Origin of the sequence: Bradyrhizobium sp. SZCCHNRI1029 (genome assembly GCF_032487555.1) — a bacterium.
Lineage (GTDB): Bacteria > Pseudomonadota > Alphaproteobacteria > Rhizobiales > Xanthobacteraceae > Bradyrhizobium.
Window position 1 is genome coordinate 449,906 of sequence record NZ_JAUEUK010000005.1, and the last position, 15,029, is coordinate 464,934.

General features: G+C 56.3%; 6 protein-coding genes. 4 read left to right on the plus strand and 2 right to left on the minus strand.

Going from position 1 to position 15,029, the window contains the following annotated elements; translation table 11 throughout:
• Positions 1–263 precede the first annotated feature (263 nt).
• On the plus strand, positions 264–1,439 hold the full coding sequence (locus QW861_RS17115) for a hypothetical protein (RefSeq protein WP_315752252.1): 1,176 nt from the start codon (positions 264–266) through the stop codon (positions 1,437–1,439).
• A gap of 277 nt (positions 1,440–1,716) precedes the next feature.
• Here the strand turns inward: QW861_RS17115 and QW861_RS17120 are convergent, their stop codons facing one another.
• Positions 1,717–1,944: a hypothetical protein gene (locus tag QW861_RS17120; protein ID WP_315752251.1), complete on the minus strand. Its 228-nt coding sequence runs from the start codon at positions 1,942–1,944 to the stop codon at positions 1,717–1,719.
• 507 nt (positions 1,945–2,451) lie between these two features.
• On the opposite strand from QW861_RS17120, the gene QW861_RS17125 reads away from it, so the two are divergent.
• Both QW861_RS17125 and QW861_RS17130 read left to right on the plus strand, forming a co-directional pair.
• Positions 2,452–5,049, plus strand: a complete 2,598-nt coding sequence (locus QW861_RS17125) for an ATP-binding protein (RefSeq protein ID WP_315752250.1) — start codon at positions 2,452–2,454, stop codon at positions 5,047–5,049.
• A 647-nt stretch (positions 5,050–5,696) separates the two neighbouring features.
• On the plus strand, positions 5,697–13,574 hold the full coding sequence (locus QW861_RS17130; protein WP_315752249.1) for an RHS repeat-associated core domain-containing protein: 7,878 nt from the start codon (positions 5,697–5,699) through the stop codon (positions 13,572–13,574).
• Positions 13,575–14,129: 555 nt separating this feature from the next.
• On the opposite strand, the gene QW861_RS17135 is transcribed toward QW861_RS17130, so the two are convergent.
• Positions 14,130–14,627: a hypothetical protein gene (locus QW861_RS17135; protein ID WP_315752248.1), complete on the minus strand. Its 498-nt coding sequence runs from the start codon at positions 14,625–14,627 to the stop codon at positions 14,130–14,132.
• Between the two features lie 52 nt (positions 14,628–14,679).
• Between QW861_RS17135 and QW861_RS17140 the strand changes: the two genes are divergently transcribed.
• Entirely contained in the window at positions 14,680–14,898 is a 219-nt protein-coding gene (locus QW861_RS17140) for a multiprotein-bridging factor 1 family protein (RefSeq protein ID WP_042340407.1), read from the plus strand.
• Positions 14,899–15,029: the final 131 nt, after the last annotated feature.

Here is a 15,029-nt window from a genome sequence, read left to right on the forward strand (position 1 = left end):
GCTCAGATCGAGTGTCGATCGGCGGCAGTTCGGCAGCAACCGCGCATAGTGGCCGTTAAGCGGAGGGCCATAGCGTGCGACGTCGCGCAATTCGGCCGTTCCGCTCTGACTTCGAAAATGCCACCTTTGCGGGACACCTGCACGCAGGGCAGGGCTCGCGAGGCTTGATCCGCTTTCGCCAAGCGGCGGCAGAAAATCGCCCGCCATCCGCACCGCTACGCGCAGGGCCCCTCCGTATTCTCTCCACGGGGCGAGCAGGAGGGGTGACCGATCCTGGTCTGGGCCGGCAGCTCCCCGTTCAGGCCAATGAGGTCAGCGTCATCGTTCTGGAGCAGCCGGCCTTTCGCGCGCCTCCGATCGCGGGGCCGAGACGCAAGGAGCAACATCTGATCATGACCGAGTCCGTTCCGCCCCATCCATTTGATGACAGGGAGGCGCTGGCTTGGCTGCGCTCCCAGCCCGAGGGACACGTGACGGTCAGCGCCGCTGAGCTCGGACGCCAATGGGGCTGGAATAGGATGCGGACCAGTCGTCGCCTGAAAGCCTGGGAGCGCGCCGGCCTGATCAGCCGTAACGCTGAAGCGATCATTGTAACGGGGACCGTAACACCGACCGTTACGGATGGTACCGCCAGCGTTACGGACGCGGCCGGCGTCGCAGGAATGTCTGCAACGGAGAAAGCCCATGGTTCTCCGACACGCGTCAAGCTCGCTGCTTTGATTGTCGCTCTGGCGTTGGCTTGTGTATCGGCTGCCTTTTCCATCGACGGCCTGACCGCGATCTTTGCCGGAGCCTTCTGGCCTGTCATCATCATGGGCGCCGTGCTGGAGGCCGGAAAGCTCGTGGCGGCGGCCTGGCTGACTGAGCATTGGACGTCTGCGCCGTCCTTCCTGAGGTTCGTCCTGGTCCTGATGATTGGCGTGTTGATGGGCCTGAACGCCGTTGGCGTATTCGGCTTTCTCACCCGCGCTCACCTCGACCATATGGCATCCGTAGATCTCGCTCTTGCCGACAGAACCGCAGACGTCGAGGCCCGCCTCGGGATGCAGAGCCGAGTGATCACCGACATTGACCGGCGCATTGCCCAGATCGACGCGGCCATCGACGAGGCGACGCGCCTTGGCCGGCCGGTCGGTGCGATGACGATTGCTGACCAGAGGCGTCGCGAACGCGCCGACATCGCGGCGGAACGCCAACGTGAGTCCCAGGCTCTCGCTAGTCTACAGATCGAAAAGGCCAAGATTGACGCGCAACGCAGGCGTGCCGAGGCCGAGGTCGGACCGATACGATATCTCGCCGAGCTGATTGGCATACCCGCCACGGACTTCGAGAGAGCGGTCCGGCTGCTCACGCTGGCGCTCGTCGCCGTCCTTGATCCGATGGCTGTGGCGCTGCTGCTCGCTGCCGGAGTTCACAGCGGGCGCGCTGATTCATTCTGACTTTGCCGTTTCGTCTCTAGGCAAGCTCATTGCGCGATACGGGTCTTGGCCAAATCGGTGACCAGCAAACCTGCTTCCGCGCAAACTTGCAGCCGAAAGCCAGGAGAATGAAGTAAGGGTCTTCTCACACCCTATGCCCCTGGGGTGCTGACACTTCGCGGGCCGCCCGCGGCTATCTCATTGGGGTAAAGCACATATTCTCTCTAAGGCGGAGTTTACACAAGCGGGGCGGAGTGAACACGGCGATCTCGCCGAATGATCTAGAAATCAAAGCTCGTCAATCAGTTGCCGGCGGTTGGGCGCGTATCCCACCTGCATCGATTGACTTTTTTGCCTGAGCCCCCAGCTTGGCCGCCACTTCCTTGTTCTGACCGCCTTCCGCGCAGGTCAGCACGATCCGGGCTCTCAGAGCCAGCGCCTGCGCCGTCTTTTGCCGCATCGTCAGCGACTGAAGTTCAGCACGCTCAACATCGCTCAAAATTAGGGGCGCAAGTCGCTCGGCCACCGTCGGATCCTCCCTCGCTGTGTAGCCGCCATCTCTGGCACAGCGACGCGGATCCAACGCCAATCTACGATTGCGAACTTGTGACTCAGGACACTAGGTGAGTAGTCAATTCGGTAAGACGGCGACTTTGGTCTCGGCTGGTAGAAACAGAGCGGGCACAGAGCCGGGTCGAGGAAATGTAGTACACTTGGGGTAATCTCGCGGCCGACGCTTATCGAAGTGACCATCGTCGCGCCACCCAAGAACGTGCCATGCATTGGCACAACGGTGATAGCAATAACCCAGGTGCGAAGGTATCGACTGAGCGCTCAATTCCATGAACCTTGGAGCTCGGCTTCGCAAGTGTTCGGAAGCGCGCTTATGAGCAAGCCCTGAGATCGGGGCATGTTGCAAGGCACAAATGTTTTAATTTGATTAGTCTGGCACGAAATGCAACCATGAATGGAATTTTGTAGAAGACGATTTTCGGGTATCGACCCTTGGAGACAAGATAAGTTGAAGCAAGAGATGACGGACGATTTTATTACCGGACGAAAAGCTGAAGTAGAACTCCATCGCTTCGTTCTTGATGAATGCTTGGACGGCGTGGTCCTGAACTTCATTTTGCCCGGAAACAAGCCGCTCTCATGGGAGAGCTCTCTCTGGGATTACAAGCGGAAGTTACCGAACACATCGGGCAGAGGATCTACTGAAGAGAAGACTGCAGCCAACGCTGCGATAGCTGAACTCATTAAGGACGTTGTCGCATTTCACAACTCATTCGGCGGCTATATCATTTCGGGGGTTGATCAGCACGCTCCCGCGCCAATCATCGGCTGCGACGAACTCGACACCGCCGAATTCACCCTTGAAAAATTCAACGAGCAAGTCTCGGCATACACTCGGGGAAAATTCGCCTGTAAATTCCGCAAACTGACCGTGGCGGGAAAGACCCTGGGCCTGCTGTTAGTGCCCATGCGGGGCAGTAACAGCCCCGTTGTCCGCATGACAAAGGGAGCGCCCGAACGGCAGGGCAAGTCGGCGTTCAGGAAAGGTGAGATTCTTGCGCGCATAGGAGACGCTTGCCTACCGGTACAAAACGATCTGCAAGGATTGCAGTTTGTGTGCTCAAGGCGCAGACTTTCTTCCGACGTCCCCGAATTCCCGCGAATTGAGAACAATCTCCCTCCTAAGGATCCGAATCTAATTAGGTTTGTGGGCAGAACCGAATATTTTCTAAAGCTTTGGAGCTGGTTGACCGATCGGCATACACCGTTGAAGGTGATGACTGCCCTAGGAGGCACGGGCAAAACGGCAATCGCGTACGAGTTCTGTCTTCACTTGTTATCCGATCCTCCAGCCTGGATGTCAAAGCTCGTTTGGCTTACTGCGAAGAAGCAGGCGTTTTCTGCGATCCAAGGCAACTATGTGGGGGTGACCCGAACCGATTTCGAGAGCGTTGATGGATTTTTGCGCGCTATTGCGTCCGAGCTTGGCGTCATGGACAACGAGATCGCTGAGGCGGACGATAATGACGAGCTCCTGGACTTAGTGCTAGACGGGCTCAACCATTTCCCGTCTCTCGTTGTAGTTGACGACATTGATACATTGAAGGAGAAGCAATCTGATCTCTTCGCAATGATTCAGATACTGTCAGGCCGATCATTCGAGAAGGGAAGTCGATTTCTCGTCACTTCACGCTTGGACCTAGGCGCGGGTGAAAGCCAATTGATACCGCTGGGTGGCTTTGAAGAGAACGAATTTGCAGAATATGCGCGAATGGTTGCCGGGGAGCGTGGGCTAAAGCTAGATGACGGTGTGGTATCTAGGTTGTTCAAAGCCTCACTAGGATCGCCGGTTTTCTGTGCGTCAATATTGCGTTTGGTTTCTCTCGGAGCCGACATAAATATGGCGATCCAGCAGTGGAAGGGTAAGCAAGGCGAGCAGGTCCGCAAGTTCGCCTTTGAACGAGAGCTGGAGCAGCTGACTGAATCGCAGGCAAGAACTCTCTTCGCGCTGTCGGCGCTAGGCGAAACGACGCAGCTAGAGCTCAAGCAGGTGTTGCAGGTCGATGATGATCAGATAACTCACGATCTTTCTCGTCTTCGAGAGTTTCACCTCTACGCGAGTGGCGGGGATCCCGTTACGGGCACCAAGTTGGAAGTGCCGGAGCCAATTAGGCTCATGAACGATATTTTGCGGGTACGGCTTGTTGATCCAGCCCGAATTGAAAGGGAATGCGCTAGAACGCGTTCACAAGTTCCCAAGGTCAAAGATAGAGTCGCGATATCGATCGCGTCAGTCCTCGCTCTTTGGAAAGCCGATGAATACGACGCAGCACTATTTTCAGCTCTGCAATCGAGGAAAGAGAATCCAAAAAGCGGTGACCTCAGCTGCATCGTCGGGCAGTGCTATTTGAAGATCACTCCTGCGAAACCCGAGGAGGCGGACAAGGCTTTTGTGCAGGCGTTTCGACTCGGTTGCGGGCGGCCCGAGTTGATACCCTTCTGGCTGGACGCGAAGCTCTTGCTCAAAGATTGGAACGGAATCATTGACCTTGCCGCGAAGATTCCGCCGCCAGAAATCCGCAGCGGATCTGCCGTAATGGTGTTGGATGCGAAGTTAGAAATCGCCAGGCAGGCTGCGGGAAGGGACGATCTGACTCGAGCCAGGGATCTCTTCCAAGATGCGATGACGACCGCGAGCGCTGTAATTCAGCAGCAACGGGCGGGCGATAGGTTGCCAGACGTGCGTGCACGGTGTCGTGCCGCGGCGCAGGCGTACGTGAACATGGCCGATCGATGTTACGATCGTCGTGGCGACAGAATCAATGTATTTAATGCCACTATGGATGCGTTTAGGTGCCACGTAACTGAGACGTGGATCGTTGATCTAGGTTTGACCAGTATCCGAACGTGGGCCGCCGACGCCGTCGATCGTCCGGAAGCTGACCTGGGAGCCGTGGATATCTTGGACCGTCGTATGAACGACTTAAAGGTACTTGAGAAACATCTTGATGAACTCAACCGGGATCAGCTCTTGGCGCGGCTCAAGAGCACGATGGACGAGCTAACGAGGCGAAAGCAACAGATTCGTCAGCAAGCCAAGAGCCAACATTTTCGTTGAAGTCCAATTTGCTTGCTCCTTGCGCGTTGTCGCGTTGCGAAAAACGAGGCAGATGCTACAAAGCTTGTGCAAAGGCTGACTCTCCTAAGAATCTCTTAGGGGCCGCTCTGACGAAGGACGGACAGATGAAGCGGAAGCCGTTCACGGAAGAGCGGATCATGCGGCGCTGAAAGAGCGCGAGGCCGTCGCGAAGCCGCGTGGGGGCACGGTGGAATGTCCTCGTCTATCTACCACGAAAACGTCATAACCACTTTCCCGTCTAGGGCACAGACCAGTGTCGTCCTACCTCTAACCTGCGCGCTCTGTATCGGTGAGTTGCTCGGTACGGCGTTGCACCACATCGAGGAGCTAATCCCGGCGCTCGCCACCGCGCAGTATGCGATACGCCCGTCTGCGCTTGTTGGAAGGGCGTAGGTCGAGGCAGTTTATTGCCGTCCTGCGGCCGGGCTGGCCTAGCTGAATTCTGGTGACCTTGCCTCTCCGGCATAATCCAGTTTGAAGTTTGTTCTGGCCCGCAACTCAATATCGGCTCAAGTTGCTGCCGCTGGCCCTGAACTGAGCGAAGAGTGCATGACGATACATGCACCTCTTGCCTATCCTGCAGCCGTATGAAAGTGTGTGACAACCTGTAGTTCATGGAGGGGGACATGGCTCGGCGGGCTCACTTTGCTGCGTTTGCAGCATTGGCGGCGTGGGCAGCAATCTTTTTTCTCACATGCCCATCCCTAACTTCCGCTCGCGCGGAGGAGACCCCGGGCGCCCTAGCCGGCAACGCCACTGTGTCGTTGTCTGGGGCCGCGCAATACAACATTCCGATTGTGGTTCCTGTGGGCACGGCTGGAATGACGCCAAAGCTGTTCCTCTCCTACGACAGTGGAGCGGGGCCAAGTTCGCTGGGTCTGGGTTGGAGCCTGATGGGCGTTTCGTCCATTACGCGCAGCGGTCGGACTTCGTTCTTGGACGGCCTGCCAGGGCCCGTGGAGTTCTCCGATAGAGATGCCTTCACGTTGGATGGCGCACGGCTCGTCCCCGCGCCAGAAGGGGGCGGCTTTCTCGCAAAGGTGGTCGATGATCAGAGCCGTGTCGAGGTGGTTAAAAATGCCGAGGGTTTGAGCTTCATCGTTCGTACCAAGGCCGGTTTGCGAATGTACTATCGAACTCGTATCAAGGCCGCTGACGGTGGCGTTTTGGTATGGGCTTGCGATCGAATTGAAGACACATTCGGTAATGCCATTATTTTCCGCTATCGAGAGAACGGAAAGGGCGATTGGGGGCTCGAGAAGGTCGAATACTCCGAGAATGCTCAGCAGCACCTCGCTCCCTATGCAACGGTCGAGTTCACTTACAGCGAGATTGATTCGTCGGTTTCGTTCGTTGGAGGGCAACGCATCGAACGGTCGTTGGTGCTGAACTCGATCGAATCGCGAATTCAAAACAAGCGGTACCGGCTCTATGAGATTCACTACAAAGAGACGGGCCGCTTTGGAAGTCGGCGGATAGAAAGCATTGCGGAGACCGGGGCTGACTTAGGGACTGGCGACCTCCGACATCGTCCCACGACGTTCGAATACCTTGATCCGAACCCGACGTGGCAGAAGCAGCCCGACTATGAGATTCCCGAGGGCTTCTCAGTTTCTGCCTCATTGGGCAGCGGTTATCGCTTCGTTGATCTGGACGGCGACGGGAAAAGCGAAATCCTATATTCGGCAAATCTTGGCGGTCGGCTGATCGCGTCGACGTACAAGCTCGAAGCCGGAAAGTGGATAGCAAAGACGGATCTTGCGCTTCCTACCGCTGTCTCAGGTCCGGCAGAAACAGACGCGGGAACCATCTTTTTCGATGTCGATGGCGACGGGTACAAGGACCTTTTGATAACACGTCAGCCAGTCGGCGCCGACGAGAAGGCCTACCGGTTAGCCAACGGCGCCAAGTGGGAGAAGGCCCCTCAGTTCGCGTTTCCGATGCCGCTTGTGGTGAATGGGCAAGCCCAAGCGCAGGTGATCGCGGTAAAAAAGAAGGATGGGTCCTCGCGCTTGATGACGTCGTTGGTAGGAGACGGCACCACCAACCTTTGGTCCTATCAGGCTGGCCAATGGGTCGCAGAAGCAGTCACGCGTAAGCTTATCACCCCGCCCAAATCGACGTTATCAATTCTGCTGAGCGACGTCGATTGCGACGGGCAAGACGACGTGCTGATCCTTGATACGGCTGCTGGCACGGTTGAGGTCGCAAGGTTCAATGAGTCGGGGGGAGCGATCATTCTCGAGTCGCGGGGGATCGAAAAATTCGACGGACGGCTGGCTTCGGCGACTAAGGTTCACATCGGCGCTTGCAATCACCTCGTTCTCAAAATCTCAAAGGACAACAACGACGGGGTGCTTGATGTCAACTGGCCAGCTGCAGCGGGGGCTAACCTACCTCCCGCGACGCGGGCGAGCATCGACCTGACCTCGTTCGGCAGTAAGGTCGCCGGAGTATACCCGGCAAACATCGTCGGGAACGCCAGCGAAGAGGTGCTGATACAGCTCGCCGACTCTCCCACTGCAGATATAGCTGCTTTCAAGTATGATTCTGCTTTGTCAAAGTGGACGCACGACGCCACATTCGACTATCTCGCCCCGCCGGAAGCCCGGATTGGTGGCGCATACATTATTTTTCCGAGTGCGCTTCAGCAATCTGGCAATACAGATCTGATCTTATTGCCGATCGCGCAAGATCGGCCGACGTTTGCCCTCCTTAACCAGAATCCCGGGTGGAAACGGTTCGATCAGTTCGTCCCATTGATCGCCTTCGCTCAAGACAAGAAAGATGCGGTCCCATTACAGTTCGTGGATCTTAATGGTGACGGGCTGGCTGATCTCCTTGGGTATCACATCGATGAAAATGGGGTCGCGACCACCGCCTCGAAACTGAATACCGCAAGAGGCTGGGTCGACGATCCGCGCTTGTCTCTGCCAACTGGGTACCCGATGAGCCGCAGTAAGGCGGGTATCGCAGGCATGGTAATCGATGTCACGGGCGATGGCGTGCCCGACTACCTATATGCGTACGCAGGGCAACATATCTTTCGCAGAAACGCTCCGAGTAATCCAGCCAATGTCTGGGTCGAGGATCCCGCTCTTTCATACGCTCCGCCGGAGGACTTCTCTGCTGAGAACCTTGGTGACCTAGGCACTCGCTTTCTCGACGTCAATGGCGACGGGAGAGTGGATCTTGTTGTGGCCCGACGAGAAGCGGATGGTTCGATTCATCGTGCCGCCTACCTCAACACTGGCTCCGGCTGGGTGCAGGATACCAGCGGACGCTTTGTCCCGCCCGTACCCTTTGTGTCGAGATATGTCTATGACGTGGCGTTCGAGACGCCGGGTGCAGGATCTGCATACTATCGCGATCTCCGAGTCCAGTTAATGGATCTCAACGGGGACGGGCTGCTCGATGTTGTATTCTGGTATCACTTCAGTCCGACCATGTTCAAAGAGATCGATAGGGGGTGCCTTAACGTTCCGATTGACGATCCAAAGAGCACTCCCGAGAAGCCTCTTCCGAAAATACCGCCGAAAATTCCCGAGAGTGGGAACTGTGCAGGCGCATTTCTCAATACGGGCAAGGGATGGGCACCTCTTGCCCAAAATCTGCTGCCGCCAATCGCGTTTGACATCGATCTTACGGACAAAGGCGCGCAGACGGATTTCATTGATATTAACGGCGATGGGCTCGTCGACATCGTGCCTGGCCACCGGGTGGGCGGGAACAATGCTTATGGGGTTTATCTAAATAGGGGGCCCGGATGGCTAGATGCCAGTGATCCGGCCGCGAAGTCTTATCAACTTCCGGTTGAAGCGCTGTCGACCTCGGACAAGAGTTCGAGCTACCGTCTCCTGGATCTCAATGGTGATGGTTTAGTTGACATTGCTTTTGCAAGACCGGATGCCAAGGGCGCATTTCTCAACACCGGCCGCGGTTGGAGCGCGAGGGTGGACTCGTTTGCGCCCCCCGAGGCCTTTGTGGATAACACTGGCGCTGATCTCGGCGTGCGGCTTGTCGACGTGGACGGCAACGGACTCCCTGACCTCCTAAGGAGTTGGAAGGACAAGGACGGCGCGGTTCAGAAAGCTGCCTATCTCAACGTGGGAAGTCGCGCGGACACCATGCTGGCGCTCACCAGCGGCACCGGCCAACGGATTGAATTCGCTTACCGGTCGTTGCTGACTCTACGCGAAAATGAGGGCGCCGGAACGCGTTTCTACGAGCCGAGTCCTATCTCAGAATACCCGGTGATCAGCCACGTACCGACTATGTACGCGGTTTCAAGGCTCTCTGTTGTCGATGGCCCGGGCAAACGCCTCGACACGTCGTACCGATACGCCGGCTTTCGTTTCGACGTGATCTCTGGCTCCGTTCTCGGCTTCGCCACCCGTTTCGCAACAAGCTTCGTCAACTCTGTTGCAAACATTGAGGAGCGCGTCGACCTGTATCAAGACTATTACCGGAATGGCCGTAACAGGCGAGAGACCTCGAGCTACGGCGGCGTCAACTTGTCGGTGACAGAAAACTCTTATGAGGTGATTGCGACGCCCGGTGGCGGTCGGATGGCACGGGTTGTACTTGCATCAACTCGCTCCGAAAACCGAGATCTAACCGGCGTGGTAATCGGTCGGACTGCAGAGACCGATACCTTTGACGCGTACAGCAATCTGGTCGACAGCTGCGTCGTGTACGGTGATGACAGCTGGATGTTCACTCACAACGAGTATCTTCCGGCTGCGCAGAATTTTGATTTGCGAACGTGGTTTCTGGGTCGCTTGACGCGCGCAAACGTCACGCATGCGACAAAGAACGTGACCTTAAAATGCAAGGACCTATCTGCAGACGCGAGCGGTGTTCCCGAGGCGGAGTACCTCTCCAGATCGGCAGAGTTTCGATACGATAAGCTCACTGGCGTTTTGACCGGTGATACATCGAATGTCGGCGACCCGCTCTCAGTGACGACGGAGTATCACCACGACGGCTTCGGAAACGTGGATAGCACCGTACGATCCGCAGCAGAGGAGAAGAGCCGCACCAGCTCCGTCGAATTCGACCCGCTTGGGCGACTGGTTGTCGCCGAAACCAATGCCTTAGGTTATCGCAGCACCCGCGTACTAGGCCCGATCCTGGGTCTCGTCACGAGGATTACGGACGCAAATGGCACGTCCGGTAGTACCAGCTATGACGCCTTCGGTCAGGAACTGAGGAGCGTTAATCCAAGCGGTCTCGTCAAGCGAACGGTTCGGGAGTTTGGGGCAGGCGAGAGCGTCTTCGGTGTACCCGTGGCTGTGAAGGTGACTGCGACCATCGAGCACTTGCCATCCAAGCAACTCTGGCTTGATCTCGCAGGCAGAACCCTGAGAACTGTAAGCGTTGGGTTCGGCAATAGGCGGGTGTTCACGGACTATGAATACGACGCTCAAGGTCGACAGATCACAACGACCCTCCCATATTTCGAAGGCGATGCAGTTTTCGCATCGAAGACAACCTATGACATCCTAAACAGACCTGTCCAAGTCAATCGTCCCAATGGCGGCTATACGATTTCCACCTACGCGGGCCTGGTTTCGACAGTCACGGAATTGGTCCGAGCTCCGTCAAACGGGGCGCCGTCGACCACCACGTCAAGGGTTGTTAAGGACCTCAAAGGAAGGGTGGTGCGAACGATTGATGCCAAGGGCGGCGTCGTCGATTTTACATTTGGTGCGGCCGATCGACTAATTAAGACAGTTAGCCCTGGGGGCCGTACAGTCGAGCTTTGCTACGACCGGATTGGCAATCGCACAGAAACAGTCGACCCTGATTTAGGTCACTGGCAGTATCAGTATGACGCCTTCGGAAAGATTGTCTGGCAGCGTGATGCACGAGGGCAGACCACAATTATCCAGTACGATGTCTTGGGGCGACCGCTGAGCCGGCGAGGTCCCGACAAGCAAGCGACCTACACGTATGACGTGGGTCCGTTTGCGATTGGACGTCTTGCATTCGTCGTCGGCTCAAACGGCTACGAGGAAACGTACACCTACGATTCAAGCGGTCGCGTAACGCAGAAAGCCAGTCGAGTGGGCCGACAGCTCTATGGGATCTCGCTGGTCTACGATGCGAACAGCCGCGTTAAGGAGGTCTATTACCCTGGCGGATACACGACCTTCAACGACTATGACTCGCTCGGCTTTCTCGCGACCATCTCCGCGAAAACTCCTAAAAATGCTCTGTTCGGAAGCCGCACGGCGGTTTGGAAATCAGACGAGCGCGACCAATACGGGCGGGTGAAGCTGGAAACATTCGGAAATGGCGTCAAGACGAAACACGTTTTCAGCGAAGAAGCCGGATATGAAAAGGAAATGGAAGCGACGCGGGAAGACGGGTCGCACGTCTCTCACCTGTCACTCAATTACGATCTCGCAGGTAATCTTAAGGACAAGACCGAGCATACGTCGGGCGTTATAGAGGAATTCACATACGATCCGCTCTATCGATTGGATGGCTGGAAGGTAAACAAAAAGACTGCGGCCACTTACAGCTATGACGATGCCGGGCGCATAAAATTCAAATCTGATATGGGCACTTTCGACTACACGGGAAATGGTCCGTTCAGCGGGGTAAAGAGCATCACTACAAAGGAGGGTCAACGGCAATATTTCACCTATGACGGCAACGGTAATATGGATTTTGGCCCCAAGGGCCACTTCACCTACGACTCTTCGAACCTCATGACCGAGGCGTATCGATCGAACGATGCGTGGTCGTCATTCGAATATTCCCCTGATGGCACGCGATATCTAATCCGCGCTCGCGACCACGCGATGTACACCGAAACCACCACAATCGGCGCTTTTGAGCGAATCGTAGAGTATTTCTCTGTCAGTGGCCACCCCGATGTAACTCGTGATCGGATCTATGTGTCGGCAGATACTGGGTTAGTGGCAATTCTCGAGGAAGCCACAGCGTTTTCTCCATACGGTAGTTCGTTCCCTCCGAATCTAATTGGGTCGAAGGCGCAATTCGATAAGATCGCAGATCTCACTACCACCGTTCACTACATCACCAAGGATCAGTTGGGATCGATCACTCGGATAACTGACAAGCGGGGCGTCGTCGAAAGTGCCTTTGCTTACGACCCTTGGGGGAAGAAGTGCGCACTTGGCGGTTCGGGTCTTCAGGCCCCGAATCGCAGTTGTTCGCCTCTCCAGAGCGCGAAGACGCTTGGATCAGTATCTGAACATATAAGCGGAACGTTCCATCGAGGGTTTACCGGCCACGAACACCTCGACAATCTTGACCTCATTCACATGAATGGTCGGGTTTACGATCCAACGATCGCTCGATTTCTCTCAGCTGATCCGCAAATTCAATCTCCGCTTTATTCGCAGAATTACGATCGTTATAGCTACGTGTTGAATAACCCTCTGCGTCTCGTCGATCCATCTGGGTTTGGTTTCTTCGGTGATTTGTGGGAGGGGATCAAATCGGTTGGTCGCGCAATCGCCAGACCGTTTGAACAGGCTTGGCATTGGCTGGAGCGTAATTGGAAGACCGTGGTGGTGATCGCCGTCGCAGCGGTGATCACGGTTGCAACTGGGGGGATTGGCGGTGCAATTCTTGCTGGGGCGATTTCTGGTGGATTGAACGCTGCGTTGTACGGGGGTGACATCAACGACATATTGCGTGGCGCGATCATTGGAGCAGCAGTGGGAGCAGCCTTCTATGGGGCCGGAAGCCTGGGCATGAGTGTTGCGCAAGCCTCAGGTTCACAGGCCGCAGGTCTCGCAGTCGGCACGTTGGGACACGGTGTGGTTGGAGGACTCCAGGCCAGCATGCAAGGAGGTAACTTCTGGTCGGGCTTCGGCTCCGCGGCTGCAACCAAGGCATTCTCCCCAATTGTCGAAAGCGAGAACAATGTGGCTGCCGAGACGGTAACCGCCGCGGCCATCGGTGGTACAGCCAGCGTGATTGGCGGTGGGAAATTCGAAGACGGCGCTATTACGGGAGCCTATTCGCAGCTCATGAATGGTATCGCTCACGATCTTGAGCAACGGTGGGCCGACGATAGCTACTTCCATCTGAATGCTAAAATAGGCATGTTCAGTATTGACGGTTTTACCGTGGGTGCCGAATCCGGGAGTGCCACAGCGGGAGTGATTACTCAAAACGGAGCCGCAGAGAACATCTACGCGGTTGAGTATGACGGGGGACTTGCGGTCTCGGGCTTTAAAGTCGGAGACCAATACGGCGCCGGTCTTGGTGTGGGCGCTGCTCTACACGCGGGGCCGGGCGCGGTAGGAGGGCAGGCGGAGGGCTTCGTTTTGGCAGGTGGCGGACAAGCGGGCGTGGGTGTCCTGGTGACAAAGACAGTAGGAGTCCAGACAAGTGGAGTAGGCGTTGAGGTATCGGTTCAGCCGCAAGCTGGTGGCGCAACGCTTCGAGCTCTTCAAAGCCTGGAGAATTCGATAAAGAGCGCGGTCGGCTTTTACAGAATGTGTCCCCAGTGCCAGTGATGCTAGGTATTTGACCAATGCCGGTGACCGCTGCGTCGGTCGAGAGCTGGATTGTAGGTGCTGCAGAGCGCGTTAAACTATGTCGTATCCAAGGTCGCCGCCGGCCGGTCTTCCGCTCTTTGCGGCCTTCGTCAGCGATGACAGATAGGGTTTTTTGGGGCTGAGTGCCGAGCGACGACAGGTCAGCATTCGCACGGCAGACGTCTCGTTGTGGTTCCTTCGCGCGTCATCCGTTCCCGCGCCGCATCTTCGTCGGTTCAGAAGTAAAACGGGCATCGATTTCCGCGCCCGACGCGACCGCACCGGACTAGCTACTATTGATGGCTAATCGGGGGGCAGAGGTTAGGTCGAAACTTGTGCAAGCTGCGTCCTGACTTGGCTGTCCAGAGGCGATAATTGTCGCTATACCAATTTTGATGTATCACCAACACGAGACACCGGTGACGCCTAGACATTGTGCTTTGTTGAACTTGCTTGCGAATTTGCTCGGTTGGTAGGGAGTCCCTCCAGCGCATTGAACCCTCGACTGAGTGAGGAGCCGCTCAATCGTCACGCTCACCCGTTGGGATCTCTATGGCCACCTTCCGTCTGCTGTTTTCCGACTTGTGGCTTTCGGATGCTTAAGGGCGTGCTTGCGACGTTGCATATCGCTTCAACGAGCAGACGCACCGCTCGTCCTTCCCAACCTATTTGATCGATTGGGGCTTCCCAGTACTCCGACAGAACGTAGGCCAAGTGACGGGCCTTCACACTCAAGCCCGTCATCGTATAGGCGGGGGTCCCCATGATGGCTCGTTCAACGGGATCAAGGCGGGCCAGGAGGGCCTCATCCCGCGCCGTCAGGTACTCGTCGGACTGCTTTAGGTTTTCACCGTCACGATCGAGTTCAGCTACCAACGCCAAGAACTGCTTTTCGAAGGCGACCAAAGGAGCGTCTAGGTCTCCGGCAGCTTCCTCGGGGGTGGTGCCTTTGGCGCAATCACGCATTTTTTCAGGTCGGTACACGGAAACCGATAATTTTACACGGTTAGCGTTTATAATCGCGGATGTCAACGCTTTTCGTGGCTGTTAAACGAAAATCGTGTTCCCATGAAATGGCGGTTGAATGACTCCCGATCAATCTCGGGCGGCTCGTGGTTTGCTCGACTGGTCTCAGGCTGAATTGGCTGCTCGGTCCAATTTGAGCGAGAGTACAATTCGTGATTTCGAAAAAGGCCGTCGTATTCCGTCAATCAACAATCTGGCGGCTGTCAGGCGCGCTCTTGAGGCCGCCGGCGTGCAATTCATCGACGGCGATCATCCTGGAGTTCGCTTAGTACGATGACAGACTGCTTCACGCGTTGGCAATCACTTACAGTTCAGGACGATTGCCGCGCCACCACGGGCCGCCTCTGGAGCCGAGCCTGAATTAAGGCGGTTGACGACTTCGGCTGCTTCGTTCTGAATCGTGTCTAA

Coding starts and splice junctions, on each gene's coding strand:
- QW861_RS17125 (WP_315752250.1), top strand. CDS start 2,452: ATGACGGACGATTTTATTACCGGACGAAAAGCTGAAGTAGAACTCCAT.
- QW861_RS17130 (WP_315752249.1), top strand. CDS start 5,697: ATGGCTCGGCGGGCTCACTTTGCTGCGTTTGCAGCATTGGCGGCGTGG.
- QW861_RS17140 (WP_042340407.1), top strand. CDS start 14,680: ATGACTCCCGATCAATCTCGGGCGGCTCGTGGTTTGCTCGACTGGTCT.